Source organism: Helicobacter sp. NHP19-012 (assembly GCF_019703325.1).
In the GTDB taxonomy this organism is placed as follows: Bacteria; Campylobacterota; Campylobacteria; order Campylobacterales; family Helicobacteraceae; genus Helicobacter; species Helicobacter gastrofelis.
The window spans coordinates 1,347,509-1,366,069 of sequence record NZ_AP024819.1 but is presented as its reverse complement, the minus strand read 5'-3'; the positions used below and the strand labels follow the sequence as shown (position 1 = coordinate 1,366,069).

General features: G+C 47.9%; 21 protein-coding genes, 5 tRNA genes and 3 pseudogenes. 17 read left to right on the top strand and 12 right to left on the bottom strand.

Annotated features, from left to right (window positions below):
• Nucleotides 1-66 precede the first annotated feature (66 nt).
• The 4 genes and pseudogenes from fliN (at nt 67) to pyrC (ending at nt 3,254) form a co-directional block, all read left to right on the top strand.
• Nucleotides 67-495, top strand: coding sequence for a flagellar motor switch protein FliN (fliN, locus tag K6J74_RS06970; protein WP_221271676.1), 429 nt, complete (start codon nt 67-69; stop codon nt 493-495).
• A gap of 2 nt (nt 496-497) precedes the next feature.
• A complete protein-coding gene (locus K6J74_RS06965; protein ID WP_260321577.1) occupies nt 498-1,244 on the top strand; it encodes a hypothetical protein in 747 nt (248 codons plus the stop codon).
• A 44-nt stretch (nt 1,245-1,288) separates the two neighbouring features.
• Nucleotides 1,289-2,238, top strand: a pseudogene (locus tag K6J74_RS06960) (energy transducer TonB).
• Between the two features lie 8 nt (nt 2,239-2,246).
• Nucleotides 2,247-3,254 (top strand): dihydroorotase, encoded by a 1,008-nt coding sequence (gene pyrC / locus K6J74_RS06955; protein WP_221271674.1) that lies wholly within the window; start codon nt 2,247-2,249, stop codon nt 3,252-3,254.
• 110 nt (nt 3,255-3,364) lie between these two features.
• Here pyrC and K6J74_RS06950 read toward each other — a convergent pair whose 3' ends face one another.
• The 12 genes from K6J74_RS06950 to K6J74_RS06900 all read right to left on the bottom strand — a co-directional run bounded on the left by K6J74_RS06950 (nt 3,365) and on the right by K6J74_RS06900 (nt 13,710).
• Nucleotides 3,365-4,204, bottom strand: a complete 840-nt coding sequence (locus tag K6J74_RS06950) for a hypothetical protein (RefSeq protein ID WP_221271671.1) — start codon at nt 4,202-4,204, stop codon at nt 3,365-3,367.
• Nucleotides 4,204-4,716, bottom strand: coding sequence for a rod shape-determining protein MreC (locus K6J74_RS08765; RefSeq protein WP_260321576.1), 513 nt, complete (start codon nt 4,714-4,716; stop codon nt 4,204-4,206). The genes K6J74_RS06950 and K6J74_RS08765 overlap by 1 nt, the downstream gene beginning before the upstream one ends.
• Entirely contained in the window at nt 4,602-5,066 is a 465-nt protein-coding gene (locus tag K6J74_RS08760; protein ID WP_260321575.1) for a hypothetical protein, read from the bottom strand. Before K6J74_RS08760 ends, K6J74_RS08765 begins: the two co-directional genes overlap by 115 nt.
• A 3-nt stretch (nt 5,067-5,069) precedes the next feature.
• Complete coding sequence (locus K6J74_RS06940; RefSeq protein ID WP_221271670.1) at nt 5,070-6,107, bottom strand: rod shape-determining protein; 1,038 nt, start codon at nt 6,105-6,107, stop codon at nt 5,070-5,072.
• A 16-nt stretch (nt 6,108-6,123) separates the two neighbouring features.
• Nucleotides 6,124-7,422, bottom strand: coding sequence for an ATP-dependent protease ATP-binding subunit ClpX (clpX, locus tag K6J74_RS06935; protein ID WP_221271668.1), 1,299 nt, complete (start codon nt 7,420-7,422; stop codon nt 6,124-6,126).
• Complete coding sequence (gene lpxA / locus K6J74_RS06930; protein ID WP_221271666.1) at nt 7,419-8,222, bottom strand: acyl-ACP--UDP-N-acetylglucosamine O-acyltransferase; 804 nt, start codon at nt 8,220-8,222, stop codon at nt 7,419-7,421. Before lpxA ends, clpX begins: the two co-directional genes overlap by 4 nt.
• Nucleotides 8,219-8,701, bottom strand: a complete 483-nt coding sequence (gene fabZ / locus K6J74_RS06925; RefSeq protein WP_221271664.1) for a 3-hydroxyacyl-ACP dehydratase FabZ — start codon at nt 8,699-8,701, stop codon at nt 8,219-8,221. The genes lpxA and fabZ overlap by 4 nt, the downstream gene beginning before the upstream one ends.
• Nucleotides 8,702-8,783: 82 nt before the next feature.
• Nucleotides 8,784-9,329, bottom strand: coding sequence for a YbhB/YbcL family Raf kinase inhibitor-like protein (locus K6J74_RS06920; protein ID WP_221271662.1), 546 nt, complete (start codon nt 9,327-9,329; stop codon nt 8,784-8,786).
• A 34-nt stretch (nt 9,330-9,363) separates the two neighbouring features.
• The gene (locus K6J74_RS06915) at nt 9,364-10,317 is read right to left on the bottom strand and encodes an NAD(P)-binding domain-containing protein (RefSeq protein ID WP_221271660.1); all 954 of its coding nucleotides are present in this window, start codon (nt 10,315-10,317) and stop codon (nt 9,364-9,366) included.
• Entirely contained in the window at nt 10,310-10,522 is a 213-nt protein-coding gene (ccoS, locus tag K6J74_RS06910; protein ID WP_221271658.1) for a cbb3-type cytochrome oxidase assembly protein CcoS, read from the bottom strand. Before ccoS ends, K6J74_RS06915 begins: the two co-directional genes overlap by 8 nt.
• Nucleotides 10,522-13,113, bottom strand: coding sequence for an alanine--tRNA ligase (gene alaS, locus K6J74_RS06905; protein WP_221271656.1), 2,592 nt, complete (start codon nt 13,111-13,113; stop codon nt 10,522-10,524). The genes ccoS and alaS overlap by 1 nt, the downstream gene beginning before the upstream one ends.
• A 45-nt stretch (nt 13,114-13,158) precedes the next feature.
• Nucleotides 13,159-13,710, bottom strand: a complete 552-nt coding sequence (locus K6J74_RS06900; RefSeq protein ID WP_221271654.1) for a YceI family protein — start codon at nt 13,708-13,710, stop codon at nt 13,159-13,161.
• 107 nt (nt 13,711-13,817) lie between these two features.
• Here K6J74_RS06900 and K6J74_RS06895 point away from each other — a divergent pair.
• From K6J74_RS06895 to rplL, 13 genes and pseudogenes are all read left to right on the top strand, one after another.
• Nucleotides 13,818-13,893, top strand: a tRNA-Thr gene (locus K6J74_RS06895).
• Nucleotides 13,894-13,896: 3 nt separating this feature from the next.
• Nucleotides 13,897-13,982 (top strand) — tRNA-Tyr (locus K6J74_RS06890).
• Between the two features lie 2 nt (nt 13,983-13,984).
• Nucleotides 13,985-14,061 (top strand) — tRNA-Gly (locus tag K6J74_RS06885).
• 14 nt (nt 14,062-14,075) lie between these two features.
• A tRNA-Thr gene (locus K6J74_RS06880) sits at nt 14,076-14,150 on the top strand.
• 47 nt (nt 14,151-14,197) lie between these two features.
• Nucleotides 14,198-15,396, top strand: a pseudogene (gene tuf, locus K6J74_RS06875) (elongation factor Tu).
• A gap of 8 nt (nt 15,397-15,404) precedes the next feature.
• Complete coding sequence (gene rpmG / locus K6J74_RS06870; protein ID WP_015107255.1) at nt 15,405-15,566, top strand: 50S ribosomal protein L33; 162 nt, start codon at nt 15,405-15,407, stop codon at nt 15,564-15,566.
• Between the two features lie 19 nt (nt 15,567-15,585).
• Nucleotides 15,586-15,661 (top strand) — tRNA-Trp (locus K6J74_RS06865).
• A 23-nt stretch (nt 15,662-15,684) separates the two neighbouring features.
• Nucleotides 15,685-15,864 carry a preprotein translocase subunit SecE gene (gene secE, locus K6J74_RS06860; protein WP_104742010.1) on the top strand — a complete coding sequence of 60 codons (180 nt, stop codon included), beginning with the start codon at nt 15,685-15,687 and terminating at the stop codon, nt 15,862-15,864.
• Between the two features lie 15 nt (nt 15,865-15,879).
• Nucleotides 15,880-16,407 carry a transcription termination/antitermination protein NusG gene (gene nusG / locus K6J74_RS06855; RefSeq protein ID WP_221272623.1) on the top strand — a complete coding sequence of 176 codons (528 nt, stop codon included), beginning with the start codon at nt 15,880-15,882 and terminating at the stop codon, nt 16,405-16,407.
• 9 nt (nt 16,408-16,416) lie between these two features.
• Entirely contained in the window at nt 16,417-16,842 is a 426-nt protein-coding gene (gene rplK, locus K6J74_RS06850; protein WP_104742012.1) for a 50S ribosomal protein L11, read from the top strand.
• A 2-nt stretch (nt 16,843-16,844) separates the two neighbouring features.
• Nucleotides 16,845-17,546, top strand: a complete 702-nt coding sequence (rplA, locus tag K6J74_RS06845) for a 50S ribosomal protein L1 (protein WP_104742013.1) — start codon at nt 16,845-16,847, stop codon at nt 17,544-17,546.
• A gap of 80 nt (nt 17,547-17,626) precedes the next feature.
• Nucleotides 17,627-18,109 carry a 50S ribosomal protein L10 gene (rplJ, locus tag K6J74_RS06840; RefSeq protein ID WP_221271652.1) on the top strand — a complete coding sequence of 161 codons (483 nt, stop codon included), beginning with the start codon at nt 17,627-17,629 and terminating at the stop codon, nt 18,107-18,109.
• Between the two features lie 9 nt (nt 18,110-18,118).
• Nucleotides 18,119-18,492 (top strand): annotated as a pseudogene (gene rplL, locus K6J74_RS06835) (50S ribosomal protein L7/L12).
• Nucleotides 18,493-18,561: the final 69 nt, after the last annotated feature.

Sequence of the window (18,561 nt, the reverse complement as noted above, 5' to 3'; positions counted from 1 at the left end):
AATGGTATATTTTCTTTTGTAGGTTAAAGTTGGGCGTTGAAAGTGTTAAGATAAGGTGGGATTTTCATGGATAACCAGAACAATAATACTAACAAGGATGGGGGTGGGGTGAGTATCCAATCCAACCCTACCCTAGCCAATTTACCCTCTGTCAATCCCAAGCTCAAAAGGCAACCAACCCTAAACCCTAGGGAATTGGAACTCACGACCTATTTAGAAGAGCTCATCAACGACTACAAGGGTTTGTTAGACATGGAGGTCACTTTTATGGCAGAACTAGGCTCAACTTCTATCCCACTTGGGGAAGTTTTGCGCTTTGAAAGGGGGTCGGTCATCGATTTACAAAAGCCCGCTGGTGAGAGTGTGGATACCTTTGTCAATGGGCGGGTGATTGGCAAGGGCGAAGTCATGGTGTATGAAAAAAACCTAGCTATCCGCTTAAACGAAGTGTTAGACTCCAATGCCATTGTCTACTACATTGCAAAGGATATGTAAACTTGAGAGCCATCATATGCGTTTTTTTTGTTTTAGACATTTTATGGGGGACCTCGCTAAACCAACTCGCACATATACAGGTGACCCCCACTCCTGACCACAAGGGCGTGCTCTTAGAGTTGCTGTTTAGCCAACCACTCCAACAAGTGCCTAAAATCTCGTCCACGCAAACCATTACTTTACAAAATATCTCTCCCTTTGCGCCTAGATTTGAACGCTTCAGCTCTACTATATTGAACCAATTAGAAGTGCATAACCAAAACAACACCCTTTATATTGTGCCTAAGAGCAACACCCTTTTCAAAGTCAATGCCAAATTGTCTCAAGATAAACGCTTTTTACGCCTAGAGTTCGTGTCTTTATTTGCCGACTTAACCCCAGCCCCCATTGCTACACAAGCTACACAGCCCCAAGCCACCCCCACCAAGCCCCTACCTGTCCTCAATAAGCTCCCCGACTTTGAGTGGGAGTATTTGTGGAAAGTGGGCGTGGTGATTGTAGGCTTGTTGTTGGTTTTGTGGTTACTCAAGCGCAAAAGCACCCAAAGGTTCTTATTCCCCAAAGTGGGCTTAGAGCCTAGCATCACTTATGTCAAGCCCTTAGACTCCACACACAAACTCATCACCATAGAAGTGCGCAACCAGCTGTATTTGATTTTACTAAATTCGCACCAAAGCCTAGTTTTAGACAAAATCACCCTAGACTTCCCTAAAAGATCCGTCTTTGCACCAAAAAGAAGCCCTTGTTGAAGAAACCAAGAAACACCTACGGCAATCTAAACTCAAGAGTTCATATGTCTAGGGTTCGCGCACTTGATAAAGAGTTGGAGGATAGACGCTCTGACCGCAATTTCTATATTTCCTTAGTTTTGTCGTGCTTATTGCACCTTTTCATTTGGTGGCTACTGGAGTATGGACAAAAGTTTTTCCACAGACCTAAATTAGTCAAAATCAACCCGAGCAATCTCTTGGTCCTAAAGAGGGGACGCTCGCTTGATCCTACCAAGCACACACAGGGGGCACTAAGACCCTCAAGAGCTGCACCTAAAACCACACCAATGCCTCCCGTAGCCCAAACCCCCCACAACCCCCAAGCCCACCTAGCCCCCCCACTCCACGGGTCAAGCCTAAGCCTAAACCCAGACCTAAACGCACCACACACCGCATCCAAGAACGCCACGCCCACAGACACAAACGCACCCAAGTGGCAAATCGTGAAAGCAAGCACAAAGCCCTTTATCAAGAAGAGAGAGAGGAGAAAAAGCCGGTCAAGAAAAAGCAAGACGACACCTTTAACCCCAATAATCTCTCTTTCTTGCCCTCAGAAGAGACTCCGGCCACCCCCCCACCTAGACAGAGCGACCGCAGTTATGAGAATGATAAAGGTATGGATAGCCAAACTCGCAAGGATATTGATGAACTCTATGGTGAAGAGTTTGGGGACTTAGGCACGGCTGAAAAAAACTTCATCAAGAGTAACCTTAGTGAAATTGGGCGGATCACGCAAAAATACCTAGAATACCCTAGTGCAGCGGGGTATTTGGGGCAGGATGGCGTGGATGCAGTGGAGTTTTATTTACACCCCAATGGCGACATCACGGGTCTAAAAATCATAGAAGCGTCCGGCTATAAACTTTTAGACGACAACACCTTAAAGACCATCACCATCGCCTACAAAGACTACCCACGCCCCACCACCACGACCTTAATCCGTATCCGTGTGCGCTATTTTATCTACCGCTAAGACTCCATATGCAGACCTTCACTTTACATAATCCCTTAGACATGCACCTTCACCTAAGAGAAGGTGATTTATTAAAAGCCGTCTTGCCCTTTAGCGCAACACCCTTTAGTGCGGCGGTGGTGATGCCAAATTTAAGCACGCCCTTAAGCACTCCAGCCCTAGCCCTAGCCTACCAAGCACAAATCACCGCCCTAGCCCCCCACTTCAAGCCTTTAGTGGCTCTGTATTTAAATGAAGAGCTAAGTAAAGAGAGCCTACAATCTGCCAAAGAACAGGGGCTCTTTTTACTCAAACTCTACCCCAAGAACGCCACCACCAACTCCGCACAGGGGGTGAGCGATATTTTAAGCCCCAAAATGCTAGAGATTTTAGACATTGCGCAGGATTTGGGCTTTATTCTATGCGTGCATGCCGAGAGCGTGGGCTTTGTGCTTGAAAGGGAATTTGAGTTTCACCCCGTCATCCACACTTTAGCCAAAACCTTTAACAAACTCACCATAATCTTGGAACATATGAGTGATCGGCGTAGTGTTGCTTTGTTGGAGCAATACCCCAACTTATATGCCACCTTGACCTTGCACCATTTAACCCTAAACTTAGATGCTTTGGCAGGGGGTATGCTCTCCCCCCATTTATTCTGTAAACCCTTGCTTAAGACCCCTAAAGATCAAGTGACCTTGCTAGAGCTTGCCCTAAAAGCCCATAAAAAAGTGTGCTTTGGATCGGACAGCGCCCCGCATTTGCTCGCTACAAAACACACTTGCACTTGTGCGGCAGGGGTGTTTAGTGCGCCCTTACTTCTTAGCGGGCTTTGCACTTTATTTGAAAAACACAACGCTTTAGAGCATTTACAAGATTTTATCAGCACCAACGCCGTGCGTATCTATAGGCTAACGGATCTCCCCGCAAAAACAATCACCCTCCAAAGAACTCCGCCTAATTTGCCAAATGCACTTTTAGATGGACAGCTCATCATTCCCCATTTCATGCCCCTAGAGTGGAGTGTCCTAAAATAGAGATTTTTTAAAAGCAAGACCGTTTTCGATAACTGACTTTCCATGCTTTGAAAGACTCTGCCTTAATAGTGGCAACATTGACCGATTTGTTCTCTTTTAGCCTGAAGACCCTACTTGGCGTGTAAAAAATATTGGCAGCGGTAGAACTTCTCGCCTAGTTTGGGGTCTTCAAGCAGGGCGTGAAGTTTGTCGCCATTGAGGGGCTTGGCGTGGGTGAAGTGGCGCAACAAGTAGCGGTCCTTGGGGCTGGTGATGTCGGGCTTTAAGCGGGCGAAAAATGCGCTTTGTAAAATCTTTTGACGATCTATTTGTGTACTACAACCGATCATAATATCGTGTAAAGCGACTTTGGCTTGGTCGATCGGCTCTATTTGGCTGTAATGTTGGCTTAGCACCACAAAGTAGGCTTTTTGCATGCGTTGGCATTGCTTGGTTTCGCTCGCCTTGATGATTAAATGCGCCCCTAGCTCGTTAAACAGGGCGTTTTTGGCGCAATAATTCAGTAGGGTGTGGTAGGACTCTTGGGTCTTTTTGGGCTCTTTGGCGTAGGCTTCCTTAGTGCTTTTAAGCTCATCCATCACCTGCGTGCGTTGGATTTCAATCCCATTTGGCATGGGCGTGCCTTGGATGTCTTGCGAACTAAGCCCACTTGTTTCGCTGGTTTGGGGTTTTTTAGGCTCTTGGACTTTACCGCCCAATTGTTTTTCTAGATTAGTCTGCTCTTTTTGGGCTTGCTCCTTTGGAGTGTCTAGCATGACAGGGTCTAGGCGGGTATAGTACACGGGCGGGCCATCGTCATCGTCATCGTCAAAGAGGCTTTGGTGGGTCTGTTTGAGGTTGTCCTCATTGTCGCTAGAGAGCCCCGACATGGTGGGCATCATCATAAGGGGCATCATCCCCATACAGCCCATGAACACAAAAACCACAAGACCAAAAAATAAGGGGCGCATTAAGGCACTGCCACAACGATCGCCTCAAAGGGCATGTTTTGGGGGCGTTTGATGTTGAGCAGGGCTTTTTTGTAAAGATAGCGGTTTTCTATACTAGCAACTGTGCCAACATAGATGTTTGGGCTAAAGATATGGTCTAACCCACTAGTAAAAACGGGGTCGCCCACTTTCAGCGTGGCATAAGAAGGCAGAAAATCCACATAGGTTTTAAAGTTTTCGTTCCTCACAAAGCCATAGTAGACCTTTTGTCCGCTCTTTGCCACCACGCTGTAACTCATTTGTTTATCCCCATAGAGTAGACCCACGAAACGCCCGTCCTTTTGGATGATGGTGCCCAACACTTGGTTAAAGGCGACCATGCCTAGAATCTTGTCTTTAGGGTAGGGTTTGTGGATGTCTACAAGCACCCGATAGGGGTTGTCCATGCTGATAAAGCCATAAATGCGTGCGGGGGTGAAGGTGGGGGTGGGCAGAAGGTAGGCGGGGTTGGTGATCTTGGCACTTGGGGGCAAACTTGGGAGTTTGGCATTTTAAGGTTTAGGTTTTCAAGACTTGGCGTGTCTAGGTTGGACTTTTCTAGCTGTTGCAAGTCGTCTAGCTCTAGGGCTAAAGCCTCACTTCTAGCGCTTAAGTTTGCATAGGCAAGTTTTAAATTTTCATAGGCTTTGAGCTGTTTTCTGTTTTCCTCAAGCAAGCGGGCTTGGTTGAAGTGTTTTTGGTAGGCAAAAACTAAATTGTCTTTTGTGGTTAAAACAAAGATGCGGATTTTATCGCTAATAAAACTGCTCGAGCCTTTGATGTTGAGCCAGTAAAGCATCCCAAAAATTGCAATTAAAACTAAAAGGATGCGCCGACTAATCAAAAATTAAATATCCCCTAGAGAGCTGAGTAAATCTAAGTCTTCAATCGCCTTACTCGTGCCTCGTGCCACAGCAAGTAAAGGCTCTTCGCCTACAAACACGGGGAGTTTTACGATATTACTTAGGTATTTGTCCAAGCCTCGAATGAGCGCACCGCCACCTGTTAGCACCACGCCATTTTCCACTAAATCCCTTGCTAAATCTGGCTTGACTTCCTCTAGTACAGACTTCAAGGCATCGCTGATCTCTCTAATTTGCTCTTTAATGGCCTCCCTTACATCTTCGCTACTGAGTTCAATGGTGCTTAAAATCCCACTCACTTGATCCCGTCCGCTCACCTCCATAGTCAAGGGGGGGTTTAGCTCAATGGCTGAACCGATGGCGATTTTGACTTCCTCGCCCGTCCGCTCCCCGATTTGCAGGTTGTAGGTTTTGCGGACATAGTCTACAATGCTTGTATCTAATTTATTGCCCGCCACTCTAACGCTCTTGCTCACCACAAGCCCACCAAGACTAATCACGCCGATCTCGGTCGTGCCCCCCCCAATATCCACAATCAAGCTGCCCTGGGGGTCTTTCACGGGTAGCCCCGCACCGATCGCCGCCGCCATAGGCTCTTCAATCAAAAAAACCTCTCTAGCCCCCGCGCTCATCGCGCTCTCTTTGACTGCCTTGCGCTCCACGCTCGTTAAGCCATAGGGCACGCACACCATGATGCGCGGGCGGATCAAGGATTTGCGCTTATGCGCCTTTTCAATGAAGTAGCGGATCATCTTTTCTGCGATGTTAAAATCCGCGATCACGCCGTCTTTCATGGGGCGGATGGCCTGTACCCCTGTTGGGGTCTTACCGATCATTTCCTTTGCCTCTGCACCCACAGCTAAGATTTCCTCCATGCGGTCATATTTGTTGAGCTTGACCGCCACAATAGAAGGTTCGTTGATGATGATGCCTTGACCCTTCACACTCACCACGGTGTTAGCCGTGCCTAAGTCAATGGCAATATCGTGGGAGAACACACCGATTAATTTATCTAAGATCATACTCTTTCCTTTGGGTTCATGAGGGCATTAAAAGGGGTTTGTTTTTTTTGATAAACAAAGGTTTTTCTTGCTTTAGCACGCACTCTTTGGTGATGATGACTTGGTAATCCTTCAAGGCAGGCAAGTCAAACATGATGTCTAGGCTAAAGCTCTCAATGATCGCCCTTAAGCCCCTTGCGCCCACCTTACGCTTGATCGCTAAATCGGCGATCGCCTCGATCGCTTCGTCCTCAAAAGTGAGCTCCACGCCATCCATTTTAAATAGCTCTTGGTATTGCTTGGTTAAAGCATTTTTAGGCTTTTGCAAGATGTCGATCATCGCCTCTTTGGAAATGGATTTTAAGGTGGAGATCACAGGCAAACGCCCGATGAGTTCAGGGATCAAGCCATAAGAGATCAAGTCCTCGGGCTCGACTAAATGCAAAATATTTTCTAATTGTTCTTTGGTTTTTTTCTCATTGCCAAAGCCTAACACATTGCTGTGGATGCGCCGTTTGATGATGTCAATGATGCCATCAAACGCCCCGCCACAGATGAACAAAATGTTCGTAGTGTCGATCTGCACGAAGTTTTCATTGGGGTGTTTGCGCCCCCCTTTGGGGCTGATATTCACCACTGCCCCCTCAATGATTTTGAGCAGGGCTTGTTGCACGCCCTCGCCCGAAACATCTCTTGTAATGGAGCGGTTCTCAGACAAGCGGGCGATTTTATCGATCTCATCAATGAACACAATCCCCCTTTGTGCCCGCGCCACATCGCCATCGCTGGCTTGCAGCAAGCGGGTTAAAATGTTCTCTACATCCTCGCCCACATACCCTGCCTCGGTGAGGCTCGTGGCATCGCTGATGGCAATGGGAACATTTAAAAAACGCGCCAAAGTCTGCGCCATGAGGGTTTTACCGCTGCCCGTGGGACCCACTAATAAAATATTGGATTTAGAAATCTCCACTTCTTGGCTTAAGGCATCTCTAGTTTCTTGGTAGTTTAGGCGTTTGTAATGGTTATAAACCGCCACGCTTAAGACCCTCTTAGCCTCCTCTTGCCCCACGACATAATTGTCTAGAGCTTCTTTCAAGAGTTTGGGCGAAGCGATGGGGATTAGGGCTTTACTTGGGGTGCTCTCCTCTAGGATGGGCTTTCTCACCTCTAAAAGACCGCCGTGCAATTTAGCGTGGAGTTCTTGGTATATCACTTCCACGCAGTATTCGCAAATGTGTATGTCTTTGCCGGATTTTTTGGACGAAAACACCAAACGGCGGTGGTGGGGCAAAGTGTTTTCGGGTTTGCTGCAAAAACTACAATAACGGGTGTTCACATATCCTCCTGTTCTTTAAGAACCCATGCCTTGATGGCGATCCCTCTTTGGGTTTCTAAAACAAATTCACAAATTTCTCTAGCGTGGGGATTGTTGGGGTATTCCTCTAAAATCTTTTGGGCGTTCTCTCTAATGCTGGTGGTTTCTAAATCAAAGAGCTTTTTATACAGCCTGCTGATAAAATCGATCTCACTGCTTTGCAAGAGCTTACGCATGCGGTGGCGATTAAGCCCTCTAATGAACGCCCGGTTGCCCTCAGCATTGCAATAAGGGGGGACATCTCGCCCTAAAGCGCTCGCCCCAGCGACCATGCACCCCTTGGCGATCCGTGTGAATTGGTGGATCGCCGTGAGCCCTCCAATATTCACATAGTCGGCGATCTCAATGTGCCCGGCAAGGGTTACGCCATTGGCTAAAATGCAATGGTTTCCAATCTTGCAATCGTGGGCGACATGCACATACGCCATTAAAAGGTTGTCGTTGCCAATGATCGTTTGATACCCCCCGCCCTTGGTGCCCGGGTTGATCATGCAATGTTCGCGGATCAAATTGCGCTCCCCGATGATGAGATAGGACTCCTCGCCCTCGTATTTTAAATCTTGCGGAATCGTGCCTAGCACGGCGTAGGGGAAAATGGTGGTGTCTTTTTTAATGGTGGTGTGCCCTAGTAAGGTAACATTGTTGTAGAGTTTCACTCCCGCCTCTAAAACCACATTAGGTCCGATCACGCAAAAATGCCCGACCTCTACGCTTGGGTCGATCTTGGCCCCGGCTTCTATGATGGCAGTGGGGGCGATCATTTATCTTCCTTGCGATCCACGATCATGGCTTTAAGCTCGGCTTCTGCCACGACTTTATCGCCCACCTTAGCCACGCCCCCCACTTGCCAAATCATGCCCTTGTGTTTTTGTTCGCTCAAATGGTAGTGGAGCTGATCGCCGGGGATCACGGGGTTTCTAAACTTCACCCGATCGATGGTCATGAAATACACGATTTTAGTCGCCGCCACTTCTGGGTCTGCCCCAAACAAGCTCACAAAGGCGAGCAAGCCCCCGGCTTGTGCCATGCCCTCCACGATCAACACCCCGGGGTAAATGGGTTTACCCGGGAAGTGCCCCATAAAAACCTCTTCATTATAGGTGATGTTTTTATAGGCATGCACCTCTTTATAAGGCTCCAGGCGCAACACCCGATCCACCAATAAAAACGGATAACGGTGGGGTAAAATTGCGCTGATCATGTGTATGTCTAAATCTAAATGCAATCCTTCTTGCGACATTTCTAACCTCTAAACTAATGAAATCCCCCCATCGTAAAAAGTTGCTATTTTAACACGCCTAAGTTTAAAGCTGTATTAGCCCTTAGTGGCGCATTTTGGGGTATTTAAATTCCACCCGCCCCATGCCTAAAATGTGCCCACGCATGGCATCGTGCAATTCGCCCAAAAAGAAGGGTTTTTTTAGGTCTAAATGCGCCACATCTAGGGCATAGACTTGGATTAAATAGTGGTGGTCTCTATCGGGGGGCATGGGGCCTATGTAGGTGCTGTTTTCTAGGTTAGATTTTTCTTGCTCTGTGGGGCTTAAACCGGAGCGCAAAAACCCCTCGGTCATTGAATTGACCCCTTGGGCGATCTCTTTGTCTTCCAGCGCAGCGTTTTCTTTAAGCTCCGTGCCTTGGATATTCCCCACGACCCAATGGATAAAGGTTTTGCCACACACCCTTGCCGCATCGTGATCGATGAGCTCTAACGCATAACTCTTCGCCCCGCTCACCGCCTCCCACGAGATTTCAGGCGAGAGTTTGGGCAGCCCATTTGTCAAAAACTCTTTAGGCGCGTTGCCCCCAAATTTTAAATCTAAAAACCCTTGTGGGTCCGTATGGATGAAGACTTTAAAAAATTGCATGTTTGCTCCTTGCGTTAAGGTGAAAAATAAGGCACTAAGCCAAACGGCTTTTAAGCACTTGCGCCACATCAAATCCCCCATTTAAGCCAATGCCAATGCTCGCTCCCGACTTGTAGAGAATGTCCCCCACGACGAAAAGGTTTTCAATATTGCTCTCTTGTTCTTGGCTCACCACCGGTAAGTTATTCTCTAACTGGACTTGGCATTTTTTTAAAAACTCCAAAGGGGTCGCTCCACCTATGGCGTATAAAATCCTATCATACACTCCGCTCGTGTTGTCGGCAAAATTCACTTGAATGCGCCCCTCTAAGCCTTCTAAGCCCAAAATATCCACGCCTAATTTGCTTTTTAAATTCCTAGAAAACGCCTCTTCAAGGGCTTTTAAATTCTCCTCATTGACACGGCTAAAGGTGCTTTGGCGGTAGTTTAAGGTCGTGGTGTTTGTGGGGGCTAGGGCGATGGCGTATTCCACCGCCGAATTGCCCCCGCCCACAACCAAAACCTCCTCTTTTTCCTTGCAGTCGTTGATCGTATAGACCACTTGGCGCATGATCTCTACGGGGATTGGGTAGCTGGGGCGGTTAGGCTGTCCCATTTTGCCAATGGCGATCACCACCGCGCGGGCTTTAAAGACCTCATTAGCCGAGCTAGCGACCTCAAAGAGTTCACCCTTTTTTGCTACACTCTCAATATTGGTTTTATAGCGCACGGGGGTTTTATACTCAGCTAGGGCTTTCTCAAAGACCTCTAGGGCCCCCTCTTTATCCGTGTCGCTAAAGGGGATATGCCCCTTAATGTCCACGACCTGTTTACGGTAGTCCTTATCCACCCGTTTATGCGCCTTGTAGTATTTGCGCAACATCCCACAGCACGCCTCGTCCTTTTCACACAGCAAGACATTAGAAATCCCATTAATTTGGCACTCAATGGTAGCAGCGATCCCGCCAGGACCCGCCCCTACAACCAAAACATCATAAACTTCACCCACGCGCTTCCTTTCTCTTAGATTTTTGTGCTTCCTCCTCTTGTTTGGCGATGGCTAAATCCTGTGGGCTGTCATAGAGCAAGCACTCGAGCATTTTTTTCTCATCGTTAAATTGCTTGCCTTTCAAGCCCCATAAAAAAATCAGCAACCCCACAAGCCCTAGCATGAGCGACACAAAGAGCATTAAAAATAGAGTGTTTGTGTGCATTAGGGTTTTAAGACCTCCAACGCTTTTAAATGCAAGGCTTCTTGGATATCTTGCAAGTCTTGGGCGTTAAAATCCCCCCCACAAGACAGCACTAAGGACGCATGGTCTGCCCGTCCTCCGCCCTTGCTCGCATAGCCTAGACTTTGGCTATGTGCCTTTAGAGCCTCTAAAAGGGGGCGCACATCGTGCCCGCCCACAGATTTTAAGACCACCTCCACGCAATTTTTTTGCAAATTGTGGTATTGAAACAATGCTACCACGGGCTCTTGTCGGCTCTTGTATTTCTCTATGAAGGTCAAAAAATGGCTCAAGTGCTCTTTAAGCCCGCTTAGGGTGGCTAAATGAAAGACCTGCCCCTCAATAGGCGTCAAGGTGGGCTCTTTGGGTGGGGTGCTTTTGGGGGCTTGTTCTTTATGTTTTAGAGCTTTTAATAAGTCTTGGGTTTTTAACTGCGTGCGGGCTTGCTTTAAAATGCGCCTTTCACTGGCGATAAACGCATAATACGCTCTGCCACACACCGCCTCAATGCGCCGAACCCCCGCACTCACCCCCGAGCTTTTGACAATGGCAAAGCCCCCGATATTTGCGCTATTTGGCACATGCACGCCCCCACACGCCTCCAAACTCCCCGCAATGTCTACAAGGCGCACCTCGTCTAGGTATTTGTCCTCAAAGAGCATGACAGCCCCGCTCTCTCTTGCCTCATTAGCCCCCACGCTTTTAACGCAAGTGGTCGCTCCCTCGCTGATTTTGGCATTGACAAAGCTTTCGATTTGCTCTAACTCCTCATCGCTCAAGTTGCGGTAAAAGCTAAAGTCAAAGCGCAAGCGGTGGGGCTCAATGTAACTGCCCTTTTGCTGGATTTGGGCGTTTTTGTTCTCTTGTCTGGCACTTTCAGTTAAGATAGTCCGTAGGGCTAAATGCAATAAATGTGTGGCGCTGTGGTGCTTGGCAATCTCAGCCCGATCGCTCACCTTGGCCACCACCCCATCGCCCTCTTTTAAGCTTGCCCCCGGCTCTAACTCGATCAAACTCGCATTGACCCCCCCCACTTTTTGCGTGTCTAGGACTTTAGCTAAAAGCACATGGCTAGGGTCCAACAACACCCCTTTATCGCCGATGGGCCCACCGCCTTGGGGGTAAAAGGGGGTATCTTTAAGCACGATATAGGCGGTGTTGTCCTCTAGCGGATAAAGGGCGACAACTTGGGTTTGCAAGTTTTCTGTGGTGTAGCCGGCAAAGTGGTTGGGCTCTAAATGGCTCAAATCTAATGCCTTCAAGCCGTCCTTGGCGTTGCTTTGTCTAAAACTATGCGCCGAGCGTTGTTTTTGCTCTTGCATGCAGGCTTGGTATTCTTGCATATCCACTTGCAAGTTCAAGCCCCTTAGCATGTCGGCGGTTAAATCCAAAGGGAAACCATAGGTGTCATACAACTTAAACGCCACAGCCCCGCTAAAGGCACTGCCTTTGCACTCGGTGAGCGCTTTTTCGAATAAATGCATGCCCTTATCTAAAGTGGCTAAAAACAACTCTTCCTCTGCCTTGCACTCGGCTTTAATGCTCTCTTGGTGTTCTTTGAGTAGGGGGTAACCCAGCATCAAATCGCAAAAATGCCCCAAAATCTCATAGAAAAAGGGGCTTTCTAAATTCCTGCCCTTGGCTTGTTGCAACAAATAGCCATGCCTTAAAGCCCGCCTTAAAATGCGCCGCAAGACATAACCCCGCCCCGTGTTTTCAAAATACACCCCCATGCCTAGCAAAAACGCCACACTGCGGGCGTGATCGGCTAGCACCCTAAAGGATTCTTTGTGCTTGGCATACTCGAGCCCAAAGCTCTTTTCAATGCACGCCATTAGGGGTTTAAACAGCGAGCTATCAAAGTTGTTTTGCACCCCCTCTAAGAGGGCTTGCACCCTCTCTAAGCCCATGCCAGTGTCGATACAGGGCTTTTCAAGGGGGGTTAAAACACCCTCTTTAGAGCGATCGTATTGCATAAAAACTAAATTCCAAATTTCTAGAAAGCGATCCCCCTCGCCCCCGAAGTAATCCTCTTTGGAGTGAAAATACTTCTCCCCTTGGTCTATGTAAATTTCACTGCAATACCCACAAGGTCCGGTGTCTGCCATTTGCCAAAAATTATCCTTATCGCCCATCGTTTTAATACGATCATGGGGGATAAATTTTTGCCATAGTTTATAGGCTTCTTGGTCTTTTTCGTGCACACTAATGTAAATGCTCTCTTTGTCAAAGCCCAAGTGTTTATGCACGAACTCAAAGGCGTAAGCAATGGCTTCTTCTTTGAAGTAGTCAAAAAACGAGAAATTGCCCAACATCTCAAACAAGGTGTGGTGGCGGTTGGTGTAGCCGACATTTTCTAAGTCGTTGTGTTTGCCCCCCGCACGCATACACAGCTGGGCACTCGTGGCGCGGTTTGTGAAAGGCTTGGTCTTGCCTAAGAAAATGTCTTTAAACTGCACCATGCCCGCATTCGTGAAAAGCAAAGAGGAATCTTGGGGCACTAAACTTGAGCTGGGCACCCACAGATGCCCTAAACCCTCAAAATACCCTAAAAACGCCTTCTTAATCTCCATAGTTGCACTCCCTAAAAGGGGCAATTTTAGCCTAAAAAACTTAAATTAGTGGTGCAACTCCAAATGGATGGCAACTTGGATATTCTCACCCACAAGTTTAGGGGGGGTGTTTTGCCCGATTTTAAAGACTTTGCGCGAAACCACGCCCTGCAACTCTAGCCCATAGACATCCGCCCCGCTCTTGGGGTGTTTAATGGGTCCTGTGAGTTTACCCTCTAGAGTGATTTCTTTCTCTGTGTCTTTAAGTTTTAACATGGCTTCGATTTGCAAGCCCCCATCGCTTTTTTGGCTGATTTTTGTGGCTTTTAAATAGCCCTTGGGGTATTCGTGTGCATCAAAGAAGTTAGCCGAGAGTAAATCTTTGTCTCTTTTGGCGTTTTTGGTGTCGATGCTCTTGATCTCGATCTCGCCATCTAGGGCTTTTAACTGCCCCTTTTCAATGTCCGCAACCCCCTTAAATTGGGAGAAGTCTCCACTAACCTTAGACACCAATAAGTGTGTGGCAGTGAAACCCACGCTAGAGTGGGTGGCATCAATCTTATAAGGAGAGGCCGAGAGCAAGCCGGCTAGGATGAGGCTAAGTGAAAAAAAGCGCATAGTGTTCCTTTGTGTTAAAAATGGGGCTTACTATAACATTATTTGGCCTTAAGCGAGAGGGCTTGACAAGGGGGAGTTAAATTAGCTATAATAGCAGCTTATTTTGCGCTGGCTTAGCTCAATTGGTAGAGCAGCTGCCTTGTAAGCAGCAGGTTGGGGGTTCGATTCCCTTAGCCAGCTCCAGTAGGTGAGATACTCAAGTGGCCAACGAGGGCAGACTGTAAATCTGCTGGCTTTCGCCTTCCGTGGTTCGAATCCACGTCTCACCACCAGTGCGGGAATAGCTCAGTTGGCTAGAGCATCAGCCTTCCAAGCTGAGGGTCGCGGGTTCGAGCCCCGTTTCCCGCTCCAGTGTAGGGGAGAGTGCCCATATAGCTCAGGGGTAGAGCACTTCCTTGGTAAGGAAGAGGTCGGCGGTTCAATCCCGCTTATGGGCTCCAGTTTCCCCCTTAACACATGCTTTAAATTCTATAGAGGAGTTAAGACAATGGCAAAAGCTAAGTTTGAACGAAACAAACCCCATGTCAATGTGGGCACCATCGGGCATGTTGACCATGGTAAAACCACTTTGAGCGCGGCAATCTCTGCGGTGCTTTCTTTAAAAGGTCTAGCCGAATTAAAAGACTACGATAACATCGACAACGCCCCCGAGGAAAAAGAAAGGGGCATCACGATCGCCACTTCTCACATTGAGTATTCCACAGAAAACCGCCACTACGCGCATGTGGATTGCCCCGGACACGCCGACTATGTGAAAAACATGATCACCGGTGCGGCGCAGATGGATGGCGCGATTCTCGTGGTGTCTGCCGCTGATGGCCCCATGCCCCAAACCCGCGAGCATATTTTGCTCGCCCGCCAAGTGGGTGTGCCCTACATTGTGGTGTTCTTAAACAAACAAGACATGGTAGATGATCAAGAGCTCTTGGACTTGGTAGAAATGGAAGTGCGCGAACTTCTAAGCACTTATGAATTCCCCGGGGATGACACCCCCATTGTGGCTGGCTCTGCTTTAAAAGCTTTAGAAGAAGCCAAAGCAGGCAACATCGGCGAGTGGGGTCAAAAAGTGCTCAAACTCATGGAAGAAGTGGATAAGTACATCCCCACCCCTGAGCGCGACATAGAAAAGGCTTTCTTGATGCCTGTAGAAGATGTGTTCTCCATTGCCGGGCGGGGCACCGTGGTGACCGGTCGTATTGAGCGTGGCACTGTGAAACTCCAAGATGAAGTGGAAATTGTGGGCATTAAACCCACCCAAAAACCACTGTGACCGGTGTAGAAATGTTTAGAAAAGAGCTTGAAAAAGGCGAAGCCGGGGACAATGTGGGCGTGCTTTTGCGTGGCACTAAAAAAGAGGAAGTCTTTAGGGGCATGGTGCTTTGCAAACCCGGCTCCATCACCCCCCATAAAAAATTCGAGGGCGAGGTGTATGTACTCTCTAAAGAGGAAGGCGGCCGCCATACGCCTTTCTTCAACGGCTACCGCCCGCAGTTTTATGTCCGCACCACCGATGTGACCGGCTCCATCACTTTGCCCGAGGGCACAGAGATGATCATGCCAGGCGATAACACTAAAATCGTGGTAGAGCTCATCAGCTCTATTGCCCTAGAACTTGGGACAAAATTTGCGATCCGTGAAGGCGGTAAAACCGTGGGCGCGGGTGTGGTTACCAAAATCATCGAGTAGGACACATTGTGAAAGTTAAGGTAGGATTGAAGTGTGCAGATTGTGCTGAGATCAATTACAGCACAACCAAAAATGCCAAGACAAACACGGAAAAACTGGAGCTCAAAAAGTTCTGCCCTAGAGAGAATAAGCACACCATCCACAAGGAAGTGAAGCTTAAAAGCAGCTAGGCAATAGGAGGGGGGTTGTAGGTCAGTAGCTCCAATGGTAGAGCACCGGTCTCCAAAACCGATTGTTGGGGGTTCGAGTCCCTCCTGGCCTGCCAGGGGTGAAATTAAAGTAGGTGGCATGAATAAACTATTAGCGCAGTACAAGTTGACAAAAGAAGAGCTATCAAAGGTGATCTTTCCGCTCAAAGAGCAGATTAGAAACGCTTTGGTGTCCGTACTGATTGTTGTAACGATCATCACGCTGTTTTTGACTTTGATCGATTTTGTTTTGTCGTCTTTTGTTGCGAGCATCCTTTAAGGGGTTAGCGTGGGTATGGAGTGGTATGCGATCCAAACTTATTCAGGCAGCGAGCAGTCCGTGAAAAAAGCCATTGAAAACATGGTGCGTGAAAACAATATCAGCGATCGGGTGCAAGAGATCATCGTGCCTACTGAGGATGTGATCGAGCTGTCTAAAAAGAGCAAGAATAAAGTAACCGAGCGTAGCCTATACCCCGGCTATGTGTTCATTAAAGTGGATTTAGACACCGTGCTTTGGCATAAAATCCAATCTCTGCCCCGTGTGAGCCGTTTTATCGGCGAGAGCAAGAAACCTACGCCTTTAAGCGATGCGGACATCGGCAATATCCTAGAGAAAATGACGAACCGCGCCGCCCCCAAACCCAAGATTTACTACGAAAAAGGCGAAGTGGTGCGCATCATTGAAGGTCCCTTTGCAAACTTCACCGCCACGGTGGAGGAATACGATGTGGAGCACCGCAAGTTGAAACTCAATGTGTCCATCTTTGGGCGCAACACCTTGATCGAAATTTTATATTCTCAAGTGGAAAAAATCATTTAAGGAGAGTGCATGGCAAAGAAAGTTGTCGGGCAGATTAAATTACAAGTCCCCGCCGGTAAGGCAAACCCCAGCCCGCCCATTGGTCCTGCTTTAGGCCAAAGGGGCGTGAATATCATGGAGTTTTGTAAGGCGTTTAATGAGAAAACCAAGGACATGGGAAGCTTTAATATCCCCGTCATCATCACGGTTTATCAAGATAAAAGTTTCACTTTTATCACCAAAAAGCCTCCTGTTACAGACTTGATTAAAAAAGCCAGTGGGGTGGCTAAAGGTTCAGACAACCCCCTAAAAAATAAAGTGGGCAAGCTCACCATGAAGCAAGTGGAAGAAATCGCCCAAACTAAAATGGAAGATCTCAACACCACCACCCTCGAGGCGGCAAAAAAAATCGTCATGGGGAGTGCGCGCAGTATGGGGATTGAGGTAGAAGGATAACTATGGCAAAGCTGGCAAAACGGGTAGAAAAGTTAAACTCTCAGTTTGACAGAGAGAAAGTGTATAGCCTTGAAGAAGGCATTAGCGTAGCAAAGTCTTTAGCGTCTGCGAAATTTGATGAAACCGTGGAAGTGGCTTTGCGTTTGGGCGTGGATCCAAGGCACGCCGATCAAATGGTGCGTGGGGCGGTGGTTTTGCCCCATGGCACGGGTAAAAAAGTGCGTGTGGCGGTCTTTGCCAAAGATGTCAAATTAGATGAGGCGAAAGAAGCCGGGGCCGATGTGGTCGGGGGCGAGGATTTGGCTGAAGAAATTAAAAACGGCAACACGAATTTTGACATGGTGATCGCCACGCCAGACATGATGGCGATCGTGGGTAAAGTGGGGCGTATTTTAGGGCCTAAGGGGCTGATGCCTAATCCAAAAACCGGCACCGTAACAATGGATGTCAAAAAGGCGGTTGGCAACGCTAAAAGCGGACAGGTGAATTTCAGGGTGGATAAAAAGGGCAATTTGCACGCCCCCATTGGCAAGGCGAGTTTCAAACAAGAGCAACTCCAAGATAACATGCTAGAGCTTGTAAGAGCGATTAACCGCTTGAAACCCAGCACTTCTAAGGGCAAGTATATCCGCAACAGCGTGGTGTCCTTGACGATGTCGCCCGGGGTGCGTTTGAATTCTCAAGAACTCATGGATGTGAAATAGTTTATCTTTAACTGAAGAAACAAGGGCTTTAGGGCTTAATCGCTTTGCGCCTTGTGGAAGTTAGTTGGAAAGGAGGAAACATGCATAAAGAACAAAAACAAGAGCTGGTTTCTAAGCTCACCGATGCCTTTAGCCAAATGCAAGCCCTTGTGGTGTGCGATTACAAGGGTTTGCAAGTGCAGCATTTAGAAAAGTTGCGTAACGCCGCGAGAGTGCAGGGCATCAGCGTCCAAGTGATTAAAAACACCCTTGCGTCTTTGGCACTAAAAGGGGCGAATCTAGAGCCCTTAGAACTCAAAGAAACCAATGTCTTCATTTGGGGCGCGGATCAAATCGCGTTGTCTAAATTAGTCATGGGCTTTGCTAAGGAGCATAAAGAACGCTTCATTGTCAAAATGGGGCTGTTTGAAAAGCAAGCGGTGGATACAAAGCACATTGAAGCGGTGTCTAAGCTGCCCAGCAGAGAAGAGCTTATTGGCATGTTGCTGTCTGTTTGGACGGCACCGGCGCGCTACTTTGTGACGGGCTTAGACAATTTGAGAAAAGCAAAAGAACAAGAATAAAGGATTTACATGGCAATCACTAAAGAAGAAGTGTTAGAGTATATTGGGTCTTTGAGCGTGCTAGAGCTTAGTGAGCTTGTCAAAGACTTTGAGGAAAAATTTGGCGTGAGTGCCGCCCCCACTGTGGTGGCTGGGGCTGCTGGCGGTGCCCCTGCAGAAGCGGCGGAAGAGAAAACCGAATTTAGCGTGGTGCTTGCTGAGACTGGGGCGGAGAAAATCAAAGTCATTAAAGTCGTGCGCGAAATCACCGCTTAGGGCTTAAAGAGGCAAAAGAAGCCACCGAGAAAACTCCCCATGTGCTCAAAGAGGGCGTGAATAAAGAGGAAGCCGAAACCATTAAAAAGAAACTTGAAGAAGTCGGGGCGAAAGCTGAAATTAAGTAAAAAACTTTAAAAGGAGGGGATAAGGAGGGGTAAGCGTGTATTAAGGGGAACACCGCCAAATGGATTTAA